The sequence below is a fragment of the Kitasatospora sp. NPDC088779 genome (assembly GCF_040685395.1).
Taxonomy (GTDB): domain Bacteria; phylum Actinomycetota; class Actinomycetes; order Streptomycetales; family Streptomycetaceae; genus Kitasatospora.
Genome location: NZ_JBFBHW010000005.1, coordinates 132,103 through 148,546 on the forward strand (window position 1 = coordinate 132,103; position 16,444 = coordinate 148,546).

Genomic DNA, 16,444 nt, shown 5'->3' on the forward strand with positions numbered 1-16,444 from the left:
AACAGGAAGCAGGCCACCATGCAGCACCGCGTCCGCGCCGTCCTCCTCACCCCGAACGACACCATGCTGCTGATCAAGCGCATCCGCCCAGGCATCGACCCGTACTGGGTGATCGTCGGCGGCAAGATCGAGCCGACCGACGCCGGCCCCGAGGACGCCCTCCGACGTGAGGTCCACGAGGAGATCGCCGGCGAAGCCGAGATCGTCAGCCTCCTCCACACCATCGAGACGGACGACGAGCGCCAGGACTTCTACCTCGCCACCATCGACAAGTGGAGCTTCGAGGACCGCAGCGGTCCCGAGTTCAGCCAGGAAGGCCGAGGCGAGTACCTCCTGGAGGAGCTCCCCCTCACCACCGAGGCGCTCGACGCGATCAGCCTCCTGCCCCAGGAGATCGCCACCGTCCTACGCGGAGCCGTCGAGCGCGGGGCACTCCTCGCAACCGGAACACCCTTCCCCGGCTCCCGTCACAGCGAGGCCAGCGCCCACTGAGGCGCGGACACACCACTGCCGCACAAACCTTTCCCCCGAAGGAGAGGTTTGCGCGGCAGCGGGTTGACGGAAAAGCCGTCCGTCAGACGTTGAAGCCGAGGGCGCGGAGCTGGTCGCGGCCGTCGTCGGTGATCTTGTCGGGGCCCCACGGCGGCATCCAGACCCAGTTGATGCGCAGGTCCTGGACCAGGCCATCGGTGGCGGTCTTGGCCTGGTCCTCGATGACGTCGGTCAGCGGGCAGGCCGCCGAGGTGAGCGTCATGTCGATGGTGGCCACGTCGGACTCGTCGATGTGGATGCCGTAGATCAGGCCCAGGTTGACGACGTCGATGCCCAGTTCGGGGTCGACGACGTCCATCAGGGCCTCGGTCAGGTCCTCCACGGACACGGTGCCGGCGGTGGTGCCGACGATGACGACGCCGTTCGGCTGGTCCTCCGCAGCGGAGGGGGTTTCGTCACTCATGGTCTGTCCTCCTCTGCGGGTCAGTCGTTCACGGCGGGGTGCTGGGCGAGCGCCTGGGCGGTGGCGTCCTTCCAGGCCATCCAGCTGAGCAGGGCGCACTTGACCCGGGCGGGGTACTTGGAGACGCCGGCGAACGCGACCGCGTCCTCCAGCACCTCCTCGTCGCCCTCGCCCTGGCCCTTGCTCTGCATCAGCTCCAGGAAGGCCTCCTGGACGGTCTGCGCCTCGCCGACGGTCTTGCCCACGACCAGGTCGTTCAGCACCGAGGCGCTGGCCTGGCTGATCGAGCAGCCCTGGGACTCGTACGAGACGTCGGCGACCGTCGAGCCGTCGAGCCGCACCCGCAGGGTGATCTCGTCACCGCAGGTCGGGTTGACGTGGTGCACCTCGGCGTCGCCGTCCCGCAGCCCCTTGCCGTGGGGGTTGCGGTAGTGGTCCAGGATGATGTCCTGGTACATCGAGTCGAGCTTCATGTCCTGCCCTGTCCCGTCAGCCGAAGAAGTTCCGGACGTGGTGCAGGCCGTCGATCAGTGCGTCGACCTCGCCCGGCGTCGAGTACAGGTAGAACGACGCCCGCGTGGTCGCCGGAATTCCGTACCGCAGGCAGACCGGCCGCGCGCAGTGGTGGCCGACGCGCACGGCGATGCCCTGCTCGTCCAGCACCTGGCCCACGTCGTGCGGGTGGATGTCGCCGAGGGTGAAGGAGATCGCGGCGCCGCGGTCGACGGCCGTGCGCGGGCCGATGATCCGCAGATCCGGGACCTCCAGCAGGCGCTCGACCGCGTACGCGGTGATCGCGTGCTCGTGCGCGGCGATCTTCTCCATGCCGATGTCCGACAGGTAGTCGATGGCCGCGCCGAGCCCGACCGCCTGGGCGATCGGCGGGGTGCCGGCCTCGAACTTGTGCGGCGCCGGGGCGTAGGTGGACGAGCCCATGGTGACGGTCTCGATCATCTCGCCGCCGCCGAGGAACGGCGGGAGGTCCTCCAGCAGCTCCTGGCGGCCCCAGAGCACGCCGATGCCGGTCGGGGCGAGCATCTTGTGACCGGTGAAGGCGACGAAGTCGGCTTCCAGCGCCTGGACGTCCAGCACCATGTGCGGGGCGGCCTGCGAGGCGTCGATGACGACCAGCGCGCCGACCGACTGGGCCTTGCGGACGATCGTCTCGACCGGGTTGACGGTGCCGAGCAGGTTGGAGACCAGGGTGAAGGAGACCACCTTGGTCTTCTCGGTGATCAGCTCGTCGATGTCGGACAGGTCGAGCCGGCCCTCGTCGGTGAGCCCGAACCACTTCAGCTTCGCGCCGGTGCGCTGCGACAGCAGCTGCCACGGAACGATGTTGGAGTGGTGCTCCATCTCCGTGATGACGATCTCGGAGTCGGCGTCCACCCGGTACGGCTCGTCGGCCCAACCGAGCATGTTGGCAACGAGGTTGAGCGACTCGGAGGCGTTCTTGGTGAAGATCACCTCGTTGCGGCTGGGCGCGTTGACGAAGGCCGCGACCTTGTCCCGCGCGCCCTCATAGAGCGCCGTGGCCTCTTCGGCGAGCACGTGCACGCCGCGGTGGACGTTGGCGTTGTGCCGCTCGTAGTAGGCGGTCAGGGCTTCCAGCACCTGGCGCGGCTTCTGCGAGGTGGCCGCGTTGTCCAGGTAGACGAGCGGCTTCTCCTCGTGCAGCACACGCTGCAGGATCGGAAAGTCCTTGCGGATCGCGTCGGTGTCGAGCAGACCCGTGAACGGATGCGTCACTCGGACGCGCCCCCCTTCACATACGCCTCGTAGCCCTCGTTCTCCAGCTTGTCGGCCAGCTCGGCACCGCCGGACTCGACGATGCGGCCGCCCGCGAAGACGTGGACGTAGTCGGGCTTGATGTACCGCAGGATGCGGGTGTAGTGGGTCACCAGCAGGGTGCCGACCTCGCCGGTCGAGCGGACCCGGTTGATGCCCTCGGAGACGATCCGCAGCGCGTCGACGTCCAGGCCGGAGTCGGTCTCGTCGAGGATCGCGATCTTCGGCTTGAGGAGCTCCAGCTGGAGGATCTCGTGGCGCTTCTTCTCGCCGCCGGAGAAGCCCTCGTTGACGTTGCGCTCGGCGAAGGCCGGGTCCATCTGGAGGGCGGCCATCGCCTCCTTGACCTCCTTCACCCACAGACGCAGCTTGGGGGCCTCGCCGCGGACGGCGGTGGCGGCGGTGCGCAGGAAGTTGCTCACCGAGACGCCCGGGACCTCGACCGGGTACTGCATGGCCAGGAAGACGCCGGCCTTGGCGCGCTCGTCGACGGACATCTCCAGGACGTCCTCGCCGTCCAGCAGCACCGAGCCGCCGGTGACGGTGTACTTGGGGTGGCCGGCGAGCGAGTAGGCCAGGGTGGACTTGCCGGAGCCGTTCGGACCCATGATCGCGTGGGTCTCGCCCTGCTTCACGGTCAGGTCGACGCCCTTGAGGATCTCGCGCGGGCCGTTCTCGGCCTCGACGGAGACGTGCAGGTCGCGGATTTCAAGCGTTGCCATGGGTACTCAGGACTCCTGGTTGACGGAGACGAGCACATCGTCCCCTTCGATCTTTACGGGGTAGACAGCGACCGGCTTGGTGGCGGGCAGGCCGGAGGGCTTGCCGGTGCGCAGGTCGAAGCTGGAGCCGTGCAGCCAGCACTCGATCATGCAGTCCTCGACCTCGCCCTCGGAGAGCGAGACGTTCGCGTGCGAGCAGGTGTCGTTGATCGCGAACACCCCCTCGTCGGTGCGGACGACGGAGACCGGCACGCCGTTGAGGTCCACGCGCTTGGGCACGTCCTCCTGGAGGTCGCTCAGCGCGCAGGCACGGAGGAAGGTCATCTGGATCAGACCGCCGCTTCCAGCTCGGCCTCGATCTTCTCCATCAGCTGGTCCTGGATCTCGGCGACGCCGATCTGCTGGACGAGTTCGGCGAAGAAGCCGCGGACCACCAGGCGGCGGGCCTCGTCGGCCGGGATGCCGCGGGACCGCAGGTAGAACAGCTGCTCGTCGTCGAAGCGGCCGGTCGCGGAGGCGTGGCCGGCGCCGACGATCTCGCCGGTCTCGATCTCCAGGTTGGGGATCGAGTCGACCCGGGCGCCGTCGGTGAGCACCAGGTTGCGGTTGAGCTCGTAGGTGTCGGTGCCCTCGGCGGCGGCGCGGATCAGCACGTCGCCGACCCAGACGACGTGGGCGTCCTGGCCCTGCAGCGCGCCCTTGTAGACCACGTTGGAGCGGCAGTGCGGGGTGTCGTGGTCGATGACCAGACGGTGCTCCAGGTGCTGGCCGGCGTCGGCGAAGTAGAGGCCGAACAGCTCGGCCTCGCCGCCGGGCGCGGCGTAGTTGACCCGCGGGTGGATCCGGACGACGTCGCCGCCGAAGGTGACGACCACGGACTTCAGCGAGGCGTCCCGGCCGACCAGCGCGGTCTGCTGGGCGACGTGGACGGCGTTGCGGTCCCAGTCCTGGACGGAGACGAAGGTGAGCTTGGCACCGTCGCCGACGAGCAGCTCGACGTTGGCGGCCCGGGTGCCGGTACCGGTGTGGTTGATCACCACGACGGCCTCGGCGAACGGCTTGACGTCGACCACCACGTGGGCGAAGCGGGTGCCGCCCTCGCCGTGCACGTCGATCTTGACCGGCCCGGTGAGCACCGCGTCCTGGGGGACGGTGACCACGAGCGCCTGCTCGAAGGCGCTGAACGCCTGCGCGGCGACCCGGTCGACGGGCTTGCCGGCCTTGCCCAGACGGGCGTCGTCGCGGCCGACGGTCTCGGCGGTGACGCCGTCCGGCAGGCTCAGCTCGACCTTGTCCTCGCCCTTGGCCGCCTCGGCGGCGGTGCCGTCGTGCAGGCCGCCCAGGCGGTGCATCGGGGTGAACCGCCAGTCCTCCTCGCGGCCGGTGGGCACCGGGAAGTCGCCGACCTCGAACGAGGGCTTGACGGCGACCCGGGCGTCGATCGGCTGCTGGACGGTGGCGCGGCCGGTGCCGGGGCCGGCGAGCTGGGCGCCGGCGCCGGCGGTGCCGACCTCGATCGACCCGGCGGTGGTGGAGCCGGTGGTGGTGTTGACGTCAGCCATGGCTGTCGTAGTGCTCTCTTCCTCGAAAAGCTCGAAAAGTCGGTGGGCGGTCAGCGGCTGGACGTCAGCCGACCGCACCCTCCATCTGCAGCTCGATCAGCCGGTTGAGCTCCAGCGCGTACTCCATCGGCAGCTCGCGCGCGATCGGCTCGACGAAGCCGCGGACGATCATCGCCATCGCCTCGAACTCGGTCATGCCCCGGCTCATCAGGTAGAACAGCTGGTCCTCGCTGACCTTGGAGACCGTCGCCTCGTGGCCCATGGACACGTCGTCCTCGCGGACGTCCACGTACGGGTAGGTGTCCGAGCGGGAGATGGTGTCCACCAGCAGCGCGTCGCACAGCACGTTGGACTTGGCGCCCTTGGAGCCCTCGCCGATCTCGATCAGACCGCGGTAGGAGGTCCGGCCGCCGCCGCGCGCCACCGACTTCGAGACGATGTTGGAGGAGGTGTTCGGCGCCATGTGCACCATCTTGGCGCCGGCGTCCTGGTGCTGGCCCTCGCCCGCGAAGGCGATCGACAGGGTCTCGCCCTTGGCGTGCTCACCCATCAGGTAGACGGCCGGGTACTTCATGGTGACCTTGGAGCCGATGTTGCCGTCGACCCACTCCATGGTCGCGCCCTCGTACGCCACGGCGCGCTTGGTGACCAGGTTGTAGACGTTGTTCGACCAGTTCTGGATGGTCGTGTAGCGGCAGCGGCCGCCCTTCTTGACGATGATCTCCACGACCGCGGAGTGCAGCGAGTCGGAGGAGTAGATCGGCGCGGTGCAGCCCTCGACGTAGTGGACGTACGCGTCCTCGTCGACGATGATCAGCGTCCGCTCGAACTGGCCCATGTTCTCGGTGTTGATCCGGAAGTAGGCCTGGAGCGGGATGTCGACGTGGACGCCCTTGGGCACGTAGATGAACGAGCCGCCGGACCACACCGCCGTGTTCAGCGCGGCGAACTTGTTGTCGCCGGCCGGGATGACGGTGCCGAAGTACTCCTTGAAGATCTCCGGGTGCTCGCGCAGCGCGGTGTCGGTGTCCAGGAAGAGGACGCCCTGCTCCTCCAGGTCCTCGCGGATCTGGTGGTAGACGACCTCGGACTCGTACTGGGCGGCGACACCGGCGACCAGGCGCTGCTTCTCGGCCTCCGGGATGCCCAGCCGGTCGTAGGTGGCCTTGATGTCCGCGGGCAGGTCCTCCCAGGACTCGGCCTGCTTCTCGGTGGAGCGGACGAAGTACTTGATGTTGTCGAAGTCGATGCCGGAGAGGTCGGAGCCCCAGGTCGGCATGGGCTTCTTGCCGAACAGCTTCAGGCCCTTGAGACGCAGGTTCAGCATCCACTCGGACTCGTTCTTCTTCGCGGAGATGTCGCGGACGACCTCCTCGCTGAGCCCGCGCTTGGCCGCGGCACCGGCGGTGTCCGGGTCGGCCCAGCCGTACTCGTAGGTGCCCAGGCCCTCGAGCTCGGGGTGCGAAACGGTGTCAGTCATGCGAGCTTCCTAACGCGCGGACGCTGAATCTTCGGTGGACGTACCGGCAGTCGGCACTGCATCGGAGCCGCGGCCCGCGGAACGCCGGGCAGGCGACGATGCGGCACCGGGTGCCGGCACATAGGTGGTGCAGACCCCGTCGCCGTGGGCGATGGTGGCCAGCCGTTGCACATGGGTGCCCAGCAGCTGGGAGAAGACCTCGGTCTCCGCCTCGCAGAGCTGCGGGAACTGCTCGGCGATGTGCGCGACCGGGCAGTGGTGCTGGCAGAGCTGGGCGCCTGCCGGGGCCTTCGCCACGGCCGGCGGGACCCGCCGCACCGTGGCAGCGTACCCGTCCGCGCTCAGCGCCTGGGCGAGCGCCTCGGTGCGCTCCCCCGCCTCGGCCAGCCGCAGGAGCTCCAGGTACCTCTCGCCCTGCTTGCCGAACCGGGCCCGGGCGAAGGCGGCGACCGCCTCCTCGCCCGCCTTCCCGCCGCCGACCGAGTCGGAGATCCAGCGCAGCGCGTCGGCGGCGAGCTGGTCGTACGCCTGGTAGAAGGCGTCCCGGCCGCCGTCGGTGAGGGCGAAGACCTTGGCCGGGCGGCCCCGGCCACGGCTGCCGTAGACCCGCTGCTCGCGGGACTCGACCAGGCCGGCGGCGGCTAGTCCGTCCAGGTGGCGGCGGACGGCGGCGGCGGTGAGGCCGAGCCGGGTCGCCAGGTCGGCGGCGGAGGAGGGGCCGTGGTCGAGGATCGACCGGGCGACCCGGTCCCGGGTGGCCCGGTGGCCCTCCAGCAGCACCTCGGCCGCCGTCACGGGCACGTCGCACCCGGGGGCCGACTCGGCCTCCTGGGGCGTGGCGTGCTCGCGCATGTTTTTCACAACACCAGTGTTGCGTAATTACTTCCGACAGGACAAGCCGTGATGCAGGCCTCACTCGTGTCATCTGTCACGCAGGTAAGCCTTACCTGACCTGCAAAAACGATCATCGAGGGCGCCGTCCGGGCCCGGCGTCGGGGCCTCTTACACTCGCCGGTATGCACTCCGAACCCGCGGTGAAGATCGCCGGGCTGGTCAAGCACTACGGCGACAAGCCCGCGGTGGACGGCCTCGACCTCACCATCGCACGCGGCGCGATCACCGCCGTCCTCGGCCCCAACGGCGCCGGCAAGACCACCACCATCGAGACCTGCGAGGGCTACCGCCGCCCCGACGCCGGCACCGTCCGCGTCCTCGGCCTCGACCCGGTCGCCCAGAACGCCGCGCTGCGCCCCCGGATCGGCGTCATGCTGCAGTCGGGCGGCGTGTACGCGGGCGCGCGCGCCGTCGAGATGCTGCGTCACACCGCCGCACTGCACGCCCACCCGCTGGACGTCGACGCGCTGGTCGAACGGCTCGGCCTCGGCTCCTGCGGCCGCACCGCCTACCGGCGCCTGTCCGGCGGCCAGCAGCAGCGGCTCGCCCTGGCCATGGCCGTCGTCGGCCGCCCCGAGCTGGTCTTCCTGGACGAGCCCACCGCCGGACTCGACCCGCAGGCCCGGCGCGCCACCTGGGAACTGGTCCGCGACCTGCGCCGGGACGGCGTCACCGTGGTCGTCACCACCCACCACATGGACGAGGCCGAACAGCTCGCCGACCAGGTCGCCGTCATCGACCGCGGCCGGGTGATCGCCACCGGAAGCCCCGAGGAGCTGTGCCGCGGCGGCGCCGAGAACGCCCTGCGCTTCGACGGCCCGCCCGGGCTCGACCTCGGCCCGCTGCTCAAGGAACTGCCCGAGGGCGCCACCGCCACCGAGACCACCCCCGGCGGCTACCGCGTCGAGGCGCCCGTCGACCCGCAGCTGGTGGCCACCGTCACCGGCTGGTGCGCGGCCTCCGGCGTCCTGCCCGAACGGCTGTCCGTCCAGCGCCGCAGCCTCGAAGACGTCTTCCTCGACCTGACCGGACGGGACCTGCGCTCGTGAGTACGACCACCGACTACTCCCCCAAGCCCGGCGCGGCCCCGGTCGGCCGGATGCTGCTCGCCCAGACCGCCTTCGAGACCAGGATGCTGCTGCGCAACGGCGAACAGCTGCTGCTCACCGTGGTCATCCCGACCGTGCTGCTGGTGCTGTTCTCGGCCGTGGACATCGTCGCGGTGGACGGGCCCGGCAAGCGGGTCGACTTCCTGGCCCCCGGCCTGCTCGCGCTGGCCGTGATGTCCACCGCCTTCACCGGGCAGGCCATCGCCACCGGCTTCGAGCGCCGCTACGGCGTGCTGAAGCGGCTCGGCGCCAGCCCGCTCCCGCGCTGGGCACTGCTGACCGCCAAGACCGGCTGCGTCCTGGTCACCGAGGCGCTGCAGGTCGCGCTGCTGTCGGCGATCGCGCTGGCGCTCGGCTGGTCCCCGCACGGCAACCCGCTGTCGGTCGTCGCGCTGCTGGTGCTCGGCACCGCGGCCTTCTCCGGCCTGGGCCTGCTGATGGCCGGCACGCTCAAGGCGGAGGCCACGCTGGCCGCCGCCAACCTGGTGTTCATCCTGCTGCTGCTGGCCGGCGGGGTGATCGTGCCGCTGAGCAGGTTCCCCTCGGCCGTGCAGTCGGTGCTGGAGCTGCTGCCGATCTCCGCGCTCTCGGACGGCCTGCGGTCGGTCCTCCAGCACGGCGCCGGGGTGCCCTGGTCCGACCTCGGCATCCTGGCCGGCTGGGCCGTCCTCGGCCTGGCCGCCGCGGCCCGCTTCTTCCGCTGGGAGTAGCCCCCGGCCCCGCACGTGAACCGCTACGTACACGAGGCCGCACCGCACGTGAGGCCGCACCGCACGGGAACCGCCCCCCGGCCGCTTCGGCCGGGGGGCGGTCTCACGTCACCGACGGAACGTCAGCTCTGGCTGCCGCGACGCTTGCGGGCCAGCAGGACGAGCGCGCCACCGACCAGCAGCACGCCGCCGCCGGCCGCCGCGATCATCGGGGTGGCGTCGTTGCTACCGGTCTGGGCGAGCGCCGGGCCACTGGTGGTGGGCGTCGGGACCGGGGTCGGGGTCGGCGTCGCGGTCGCGGTCTTGCTCGCGGTGGGCGAGGCCGACGGGGTCGGGGTCTTGGTGGGCGTGGGAGTCGGCGTCGGAGTCGTGGTCTGCGACGGGGTCGGGGTGGGAGTCGGGGTCGAGGTCTTGGTGGGCGTGGGGGTGGGAGTCGGCGTCGGAGTCGGCGTGTGGCACGGCTCGATCGTCTTGGTCTCGTTGATGTTCCAGCCCTTTTCGTTGGGCGTCTCCGTCGTGTTCACCACGAGGTTCGCCTTGACGGGGGCCGTGTGGTCCTTCACCGGGAAGGTGCCGTGGAACTCCGCGGGGAAGGCCTTGGCGTCCAGGACCTTCTCGCCGTCGATGGTGAGGCTGACGGTGTTCTTCACGTCGGGCTTCGGGCTGTAGTTGATCAGATCGATCACGATCTTGTCGCAGGTCACCGACCAACTCGGCACGTGCGCCGAGGCGTTGGTTGCCAGCGCCAGAGGCAGGAGAATTCCGGCCGCCGCCGTCCCGGCGAGTGCCGCCGCGCCGATCCGCATGTGCCGCTGCTGTCGCGCCATTTACGCTGTTCCCCTCAGAACGGTCTTGCGCAGCAGGCGTGTTGAAGGTTTCGCGGTGGCCCGCTACGACTGTCCGGGGGACTCTACCGGCACTCCCGCACCTCTCCACACCCCGCCGTACGACCGAATTTCGTCTGTTGGTCCGTCGTCTGATGTGTATGACCAGCCCATCACAGCTGCCACCTCGCGGAACGCGGATTCGGCAAACTTGAATGAACTTCGTCACCTGACTGAAATACGTGCGCCCTCGGTGATCAGGTTCAATCACCAAGGGCGCAACACCGGTCGACCGGCGAAATGATCAGGCCTTCTTCGCCGCCCGACGCCGGGTGACGACCACGATCGCGCCACCGGCCGCGAGCACCACCGCGCCGCCGATCGCCAGCGGCACGACGGGCCCGGAGCCGGTGTGCGCGAGGTTGCCGCCCGCGTTCGCCTGGGCGGACGGGCTCGCCGAGGCCGAGGCCGAGGCGGCCGGCACACCCGCCGAGGCGGTGGCCGACGGGCTGGCCGAGGCACCCGCGCTCGGCTTGCCGCTCACCGGGGCGGAGGGCGTGTCCGAGGGGCTCGCCGAGGTCCCGGGCGTGGCCGAGGTGCCGGGAGTCCCGGGCGTGGTGGAGGCCGACGGCGTCCCGCTCGGCACCACCGGCGGCACGGTGGGCGTGGTGGACGGCGTCGGGACGACGACGCCGGGCAGGCAGCCGGCGAACGGGTAGTGGTGCGTCTCCGCCCCGCCCTTGCCGGTCAGCGAGGCCGCGATGACCGAACCGTTGACCGGGCCGCCGCTGCCGAGGTCGAAGGCGGCGTTCGGCGCCAGCACGGTGCCGGCCCAGGCGGCCTTGCTGTTCTTGACCACCTTGGTCGCGGTGGGGAAGTTCCACAGCAGCTTGGCGCGGATCGCCCCGCCGGCCGCGCTCTGCAGCTTGTCGTCCAGGACGAAGGACGCCTTGGCCTCGTCCCACAGGTGGAAGCCCGTGGTCCCGGCGGCCGCCATGTCGTACGAGCCGCCGGTCACGGTGACCACGGTGACGGACCCGGCCGGCACCTTGAGGAAGACGTCCTTGGCGCCCTGGAGCTTCGCGGCGTCGACGGTGAAGCTGTTGTACTTCGCGTCGCCGCCGGTGAACGTGAGCTTGGCCCCGTCGGCCTGGACGGTGGCGCCGGCGGTCTGCGGCGCGGCGGCCAGCGCGGTGGAGGCGGCGCGCAGCTTGGCGAACTCGGCCTTGAAGTCGATCGGGGAGGCGCCCTGGGCGATGGCGCCCTGGTGGGCCTGGACGACGGCGCCGTCGGCCTTGGAACCGTAGACGCCGCTGCCCTTCATCACCTGGGTGTTGCGGCCGGTGATGCGGCCGGCGACCACCAGCGCGTTCTTGCCGGGCAGGGCGTCGACCTCGGCGGGGGTCAGCTCCTGGCCGACCGAGAAGCCGCCGGTGAAGTCGGCGTTGCCGCCCACCGCGACGGCGCCCTCGGCGTCGGGGGTGTGGGTGTCGTCGCCCTCGATGAACTCGCCGTAGAGGTTGGCGACCCCGAGGCTGCGGCACTCCTGGCCGGGGTCGGCGGCGTGGGCGGCGGCGGGGGCGATCAGGCCGGCCAGTGCGAGCGAGCCGCCGACTGCGAGCGCGGCGGCGGACGTGGGTATGCGCATGTGCAGGTCTCCGCTTGTGCGGGAGGAGTGGGAGAGGTCCGAAAAAGGTATGGACCAATCCGCACTCTTTCGGCCTCGCAGGTGATTGGTCAAGACCAATGACCGCCTTGACCGAAGAGTCCGGTTTGCGCCCCGTCCGGCCCGGTGCGGGCGGCGCCCGCGCGGCACCCGCGCCCCGCCCCAAGATCGGCTGTAAGGCCGCCTACGATTGACCCCGTGCCTAATCCCTTCTCCCTGCTCGCCGACCGCTGGCAGCCGTCCGCCGTGATGGTCCGGCGCGCCGCGTTCGCCGCGCTGGTGATGAGCGTGGTGATCGTCGTCACCGGCGGCGCCGTCCGCCTCACCGCCTCCGGCCTCGGCTGTACGACGTGGCCCCGCTGCACCGCCGACAGCCTGACCCCGACCGCCGAGATGGGCTTCCACGGCGTCGTCGAGTTCACCAACCGGATGCTCACCTACGTGCTGAGCGCCGCCGTCGGCTGGGCCATCCTGGCCGCCCGCTGCCACCGCCCCTGGCGGCACAGCATGACCAGGCTCGGCTGGGCGCAGTTCTGGCTGGTGATGAGCAACGCGGTGCTCGGCGGCATCACCGTGCTGACCGGCCTCAACCCGTACACCGTCGCGCTGCACATGATCGCCGCGATGGCGCTGGTGTGGGTCGCGCTGCTGATGTGGGAGCGGTCGAAGGAGGGCGACGGCGTCCCCAAGCTCGCCGTGGCCCGCCCGATCCACCAGCTCTCCTACGTGCTGGTCCTGGTCGTCGGCCTGCTGGTCGCGGCCGGCACCCTGGTCACCGGCGCCGGCCACCACCCGGGCACGCCGAAGGACAACAAGATCGTCCCCCGGATCCCGATCGACTACGACAGGCTGGCCCAGTTCCACGCCGACCTCGCGTTCGTGTCGGTCGGCCTGGCCATCGCGGTGCTCTTCGTCTTCGCCGCCGTCAAGGCCCCGCCGGCGGCGAAGGCCCGCGCCAAGGAACTGCTGGCGGTCCTGCTCCTCCAGGGCGTACTGGGCTTCATCCAGTACTTCACCGACGCCCCCGAGCTGATGGTCGGCCTCCACATGCTCGGCGCCACCCTCACCTGGATCGCCGCCCTCCGCATCCCCCTCGCCCTGCGCGTACGCGAGGTCGAGGCCCCCGCCGCGCCCCTGCCCACCCAGACCCCACAGGCTGCCACCGTCTGAGCCTCGTCGAAGGCCCCCATCCTCGGATGGGGGCCTTCGACGTGTCACAACAGCCGCCGCCCGTCGTGGCTCCGGATACTCGGCGACGTGTCCCCCCGAAGCGCGTCCAACACCCGCACGGCATAGACCTCCGCCATGCGCACGGAGACCTCGTCCGCCGTGAGCCAGTCGACCTCGACCGACTCATCCGAGAGCCGTACTTGTCCGCCCTCAGGCCGACACCGGAAGACCAGCGCGACAACCCCTCGACGCAGGTTCTTGTAGACACCGGTCAGCCGCTCCACGCCGGCGTGGATCCCGGTCTCCTCGTAGACCTCCCGGCACACGCCGTCTTCGATGCCCTCGCCCAGCTCCAGCACGCCCCCCGGCGGCTCCCAAGCCCCGTTGTCAGCCCGCCGAATCGCCAGCACCCGCCCGTCCTCCCGCACCACCACCCCCGCGACGGACACCGAGTGGAGTGGCGTCACGCTCGCACCACCGGGTGGATCAGATCGAGGAGCATCACGTCGTGCCGAGCCGCGCCGTCCCACGGGATCGCCGACCCGACGCGCCGGTAGCCCCACGCTCGATAGGACGCCCGGGCCGCAACCGCCTCTGGTCGGGTGTTCAGCATCACCCGGGCGCTGTCGATGCCCTCGATGAGGACGCGATGCATGCGAGTGGCGACGCCCTGGCGCCGCCACCGGGGCCGAACCGCCAACTCGAAGAGACCGAACGTGCGCTTTCCGTCCTCATGCCTGGGGTTCTCGGGCACGGGATCGATCAGGGTGTCCCACCATCCGGTGTCCGCCGACAGCGGGTAGCCGTACGCCATGCCCACAACGGTGTCGCCGTCGAAGGCGATGGCCGCCCGGAACCCCCGCCGACGCGCCTGCGAGCGGAACCGGCGAAACGCCCGCTCCACGTCGGTCGGCCCCTCGCCGTAGGGGGCTTCCGCGAACGCCTCCGAGAACACCTCCTTCAACTGGCCCTCCAGCTCGACCGCCTGCTCGCCGTCCAACAGCCGAACCACCACCGTCACACCGTCCTCTGTTTCCGGGCCGAAACCCCGAGCGATCGAAGTTCCTCGACGCAGTCTCGCGCCATCGCCGTATCAACAGGACGACCAGGGCGGCTACGAGCCCTGCGGCCTCTCGACCGACCACCAGCGCTGGTTCGAGGCGGCTTACACCGACGCCCCCGTCGTCACCCAGGTCAATGACGGCCAGGCATCGGCCGATCCGCCCGACCCAGCCGACGTTTGGCGCTCCTCCTCCGCCTCCGCCCCTCGATCGTCGTCCGCATGCTCCGCGACCTCGACATCCGACCCGGAATGAACGTCCTGGAGATCGGCACCGGCACCGGCTGGCTGGACCAACCGGCCCGACTCGTCCGGGTGCTCGACCGCGAGGAGCTGCCCCGTTGAGCCCACGGCAACGGCCCGGCTCCCCCGCCTGAGGGAGCCGGGCCGTCGCCGTGGGCGCCGAAGTGATCAGCCGCCGAGCTGGATGCCGGCCATGCGCTTCCACTCGTACGGGCCGGTCTTCACCTTGAGGGCCAGCTCGCCCTCGAAGTCGTCGTGCAGGGTCAGCCCGGCCAGTTCGGCGGCCCGGCGACCGACGGCGTAGCCCGGGGCCACCTGGTCGCCCCAGGCGCCGTCCGCGCCCACCACGACGATCCGGGTGGCCACGGCGCCGACGTACTCGACGACCGCGTCGGCGCCGCCCCCGTGCTGGCGGGCGAAGCTGCTGAGGTGCTTGGCGATGCGCTTGGCGCGGCGCTCGGTACGGGCGTCCGGCGCGGTGGCGGTGGCGGTCTCTGCGCTGCTCATGCCCGCATGCTACCCACCGGTAGTCGAGCTGGCGACGGGAGCGCCCTGTGCACCGGGCCACATACTGGAGGCGTGACCTTCTCCGGCTGGCCGGCCGCGGCGCTCGACTTCTACGAGCACCTCGAAGCCGACAATTCCAAGACCTTCTGGCAGGCCCACAAGGAGCAGTACGACAACGACGTACGGACCCCGATGGAGCTGCTGCTCGCCGAGCTGGAGCCGGAGTTCGGGCTTGGGAAGATCTTCCGTCCCAACCGCGACGTCCGGTTCAGCGCCGACAAGTCTCCGTACAAGACGCACATCGGCGCCCACCTGGCGACCGGCGGCTACGTCCAGCTCTCCGCCGACGGCCTGGCCTGCGGCAACGGGATGTACCAGCTCGCCCCCGACCAACTGGACCGCTACCGCGCCGCCGTCGCCGAGGACGTCAGCGGCGCCGAACTGGAGCGGGTGATCGCCGCGGTGGAGCAGGACGGCCCCCAGGTGCACGGCCGGGACTCCCTCAAGACCGCTCCGCGCGGTTTCCCCAAGGACCACCCGAGGATCGAGCTGCTGCGCCACAAGGGCCTGGTCGCCTGGCAGGAGTGGGCGCCCGCGAAGTGGCTCGGCACCCGTGGCGCCCACACCCGGATCACCACCTTCCTGCGCGCCTCCCAGCCGCTCCGGGACTGGCTGGACGACCACGTCGGCCCGTCCGAGCTGCCGGCCCGGTGAGAACGCGAAGAGCCCCGGTCCACCGGACCGGGGCTCTTCGACGTCGGACGGGCCCTACTTCACGAACGGGTCGATCGCGCACACCACGAACAGCAGCGACAGGTAGGTGATCGACCAGTGGAACAGCCGCATCTCCTTCAGCTTCGCGCCCACCACGCCGGCCTTGGCCCGGCCGTACAGCGCGTGCGCCTCGCGCAGCCAGAACCCGCCGAGCAGCACCGCCGCGACGGGGTACAGCCAGCTCATGTGCCCCAGCGGCCACACCGCCAGCGAGGTCGCCACCATCACCCAGGAGTAGGCGACGACCTGCTTGCCGACCGCGACGTTGCCCTTGACCACCGGCAGCATCGGCACGCCGGCCCGCTCGTAGTCCTCGCGCACCTTCATCGAGAGCACCCAGGTGTGCGGCGGCGTCCAGAAGAACACCACCAGGAACAGCGCGACCGCCGCCCAGGACAGCGAGTTGGTGACGGAGGACCAGCCGATCAGCACCGGCATGCAGCCGGCGATGCCGCCCCAGACGATGTTCTGCGAGGTGCGCCGCTTGAGCCCCAGCGTGTAGACGAACACGTAGAACAGCAGCGCGCCGAGCGCCAGTCCGGAGGAGAGCCAGTTGACGCCGAAGCCCAGCAGCAGGGTCGAGACGATCGCGAGGGCGATGCCGAACACCAGCGCCTCGCGCGGCGACACCATCCCGGTGACGATCGGCCGGCGCTCGGTGCGGGACATCACCGCGTCGATGTCGCGGTCGATGTACATGTTGAGGGCGTTGGCGCCGCCCGCCGAGAGGTAGCCGCCGACCACGACCTTCAGCACCAGCAGCATGTTCGGGACGCCCTGCTGGGCGAGGAACATCACCGGCACCGTGCTCATCAGCAGCAGTTCGATGATCCGTGGCTTGGTCAGTGCGACGAAGGCGCCGACACGGGCCCCGATGGGCCGGTGCGCAGGAGTCGCCCCGGTGACCCCGGCGGGACGGGTTTCGACGGCGGTCACTAACACCCCAACTGAAGATGAATCCTCGCAGGCGTCCACAGGAA

General features: G+C 70.5%; 19 protein-coding genes and 1 pseudogene. 6 read left to right on the plus strand and 14 right to left on the minus strand.

Translation table 11 applies throughout. The annotated features are described in order from the left end of the window. Positions 1-18 precede the first annotated feature (18 nt). On the plus strand, positions 19-492 hold the full coding sequence (locus tag AB0P03_RS06225) for an NUDIX domain-containing protein (RefSeq protein ID WP_363618696.1): 474 nt from the start codon (positions 19-21) through the stop codon (positions 490-492). A gap of 82 nt (positions 493-574) precedes the next feature. Here AB0P03_RS06225 and AB0P03_RS06230 read toward each other — a convergent pair whose 3' ends face one another. The 8 genes from AB0P03_RS06230 to AB0P03_RS06265 all read right to left on the minus strand — a co-directional run bounded on the left by AB0P03_RS06230 (position 575) and on the right by AB0P03_RS06265 (position 7,359). Then, entirely contained in the window at positions 575-955 is a 381-nt protein-coding gene (locus AB0P03_RS06230) for a metal-sulfur cluster assembly factor (RefSeq protein ID WP_350880450.1), read from the minus strand. A gap of 20 nt (positions 956-975) precedes the next feature. Beyond that, entirely contained in the window at positions 976-1,428 is a 453-nt protein-coding gene (gene sufU, locus AB0P03_RS06235; RefSeq protein WP_063349529.1) for a Fe-S cluster assembly sulfur transfer protein SufU, read from the minus strand. 16 nt (positions 1,429-1,444) lie between these two features. Then, complete coding sequence (locus AB0P03_RS06240; protein ID WP_350880453.1) at positions 1,445-2,704, minus strand: cysteine desulfurase; 1,260 nt, start codon at positions 2,702-2,704, stop codon at positions 1,445-1,447. Then, the gene (gene sufC / locus AB0P03_RS06245) at positions 2,701-3,465 is read right to left on the minus strand and encodes a Fe-S cluster assembly ATPase SufC (protein ID WP_030290237.1); all 765 of its coding nucleotides are present in this window, start codon (positions 3,463-3,465) and stop codon (positions 2,701-2,703) included. The genes AB0P03_RS06240 and sufC overlap by 4 nt, the downstream gene beginning before the upstream one ends. A gap of 6 nt (positions 3,466-3,471) precedes the next feature. After that, positions 3,472-3,789 carry a bifunctional 3-phenylpropionate/cinnamic acid dioxygenase ferredoxin subunit gene (locus AB0P03_RS06250; RefSeq protein ID WP_063349526.1) on the minus strand — a complete coding sequence of 106 codons (318 nt, stop codon included), beginning with the start codon at positions 3,787-3,789 and terminating at the stop codon, positions 3,472-3,474. A 5-nt stretch (positions 3,790-3,794) separates the two neighbouring features. Then, entirely contained in the window at positions 3,795-5,027 is a 1,233-nt protein-coding gene (gene sufD, locus AB0P03_RS06255) for a Fe-S cluster assembly protein SufD (protein WP_363627949.1), read from the minus strand. Between the two features lie 64 nt (positions 5,028-5,091). After that, positions 5,092-6,507 carry a Fe-S cluster assembly protein SufB gene (sufB, locus tag AB0P03_RS06260; RefSeq protein WP_063349524.1) on the minus strand — a complete coding sequence of 472 codons (1,416 nt, stop codon included), beginning with the start codon at positions 6,505-6,507 and terminating at the stop codon, positions 5,092-5,094. A 9-nt stretch (positions 6,508-6,516) separates the two neighbouring features. Next, entirely contained in the window at positions 6,517-7,359 is an 843-nt protein-coding gene (locus tag AB0P03_RS06265) for a helix-turn-helix domain-containing protein (RefSeq protein WP_350880459.1), read from the minus strand. Between the two features lie 164 nt (positions 7,360-7,523). Between AB0P03_RS06265 and AB0P03_RS06270 the strand changes: the two genes are divergently transcribed. Beyond that, positions 7,524-8,450 carry an ABC transporter ATP-binding protein gene (locus AB0P03_RS06270; protein ID WP_363580457.1) on the plus strand — a complete coding sequence of 309 codons (927 nt, stop codon included), beginning with the start codon at positions 7,524-7,526 and terminating at the stop codon, positions 8,448-8,450. A gap of 50 nt (positions 8,451-8,500) precedes the next feature. Beyond that, positions 8,501-9,220: an ABC transporter permease gene (locus AB0P03_RS06275; protein ID WP_363580676.1), complete on the plus strand. Its 720-nt coding sequence runs from the start codon at positions 8,501-8,503 to the stop codon at positions 9,218-9,220. 122 nt (positions 9,221-9,342) lie between these two features. Here AB0P03_RS06275 and AB0P03_RS06280 read toward each other — a convergent pair whose 3' ends face one another. Then, positions 9,343-10,047, minus strand: coding sequence for an LAETG motif-containing sortase-dependent surface protein (locus AB0P03_RS06280; RefSeq protein ID WP_363580455.1), 705 nt, complete (start codon positions 10,045-10,047; stop codon positions 9,343-9,345). 301 nt (positions 10,048-10,348) lie between these two features. Continuing rightward, positions 10,349-11,692: a choice-of-anchor A family protein gene (locus AB0P03_RS06285; protein WP_363627950.1), complete on the minus strand. Its 1,344-nt coding sequence runs from the start codon at positions 11,690-11,692 to the stop codon at positions 10,349-10,351. 267 nt (positions 11,693-11,959) lie between these two features. Here AB0P03_RS06285 and AB0P03_RS06290 point away from each other — a divergent pair, with 267 nt between their 5' ends. Continuing rightward, positions 11,960-12,880 (plus strand): COX15/CtaA family protein, encoded by a 921-nt coding sequence (locus AB0P03_RS06290; protein WP_363580674.1) that lies wholly within the window; start codon positions 11,960-11,962, stop codon positions 12,878-12,880. Between the two features lie 44 nt (positions 12,881-12,924). Here the strand turns inward: AB0P03_RS06290 and AB0P03_RS06295 are convergent, their stop codons facing one another. Beyond that, a complete protein-coding gene (locus tag AB0P03_RS06295) occupies positions 12,925-13,329 on the minus strand; it encodes an NUDIX domain-containing protein (protein WP_363627998.1) in 405 nt (134 codons plus the stop codon). Between the two features lie 14 nt (positions 13,330-13,343). Continuing rightward, on the minus strand, positions 13,344-13,901 hold the full coding sequence (locus AB0P03_RS06300; protein ID WP_363627951.1) for a GNAT family N-acetyltransferase: 558 nt from the start codon (positions 13,899-13,901) through the stop codon (positions 13,344-13,346). A 34-nt stretch (positions 13,902-13,935) separates the two neighbouring features. Between AB0P03_RS06300 and AB0P03_RS06305 the strand changes: the two are divergent. Beyond that, a pseudogene (locus AB0P03_RS06305) lies at positions 13,936-14,228 on the plus strand (methyltransferase); the annotation flags it as partial. A gap of 123 nt (positions 14,229-14,351) precedes the next feature. Here the strand turns inward: AB0P03_RS06305 and AB0P03_RS06310 are convergent. Further along, complete coding sequence (locus AB0P03_RS06310; protein ID WP_363627952.1) at positions 14,352-14,690, minus strand: hypothetical protein; 339 nt, start codon at positions 14,688-14,690, stop codon at positions 14,352-14,354. A gap of 72 nt (positions 14,691-14,762) precedes the next feature. Between AB0P03_RS06310 and AB0P03_RS06315 the strand changes: the two genes are divergently transcribed. Next, positions 14,763-15,404 carry a DUF2461 domain-containing protein gene (locus AB0P03_RS06315; RefSeq protein WP_363627953.1) on the plus strand — a complete coding sequence of 214 codons (642 nt, stop codon included), beginning with the start codon at positions 14,763-14,765 and terminating at the stop codon, positions 15,402-15,404. Positions 15,405-15,458: 54 nt separating this feature from the next. On the opposite strand, the gene AB0P03_RS06320 is transcribed toward AB0P03_RS06315, so the two are convergent. Then, entirely contained in the window at positions 15,459-16,406 is a 948-nt protein-coding gene (locus AB0P03_RS06320) for a heme o synthase (protein ID WP_363580445.1), read from the minus strand. Positions 16,407-16,444 lie beyond the last annotated feature (38 nt).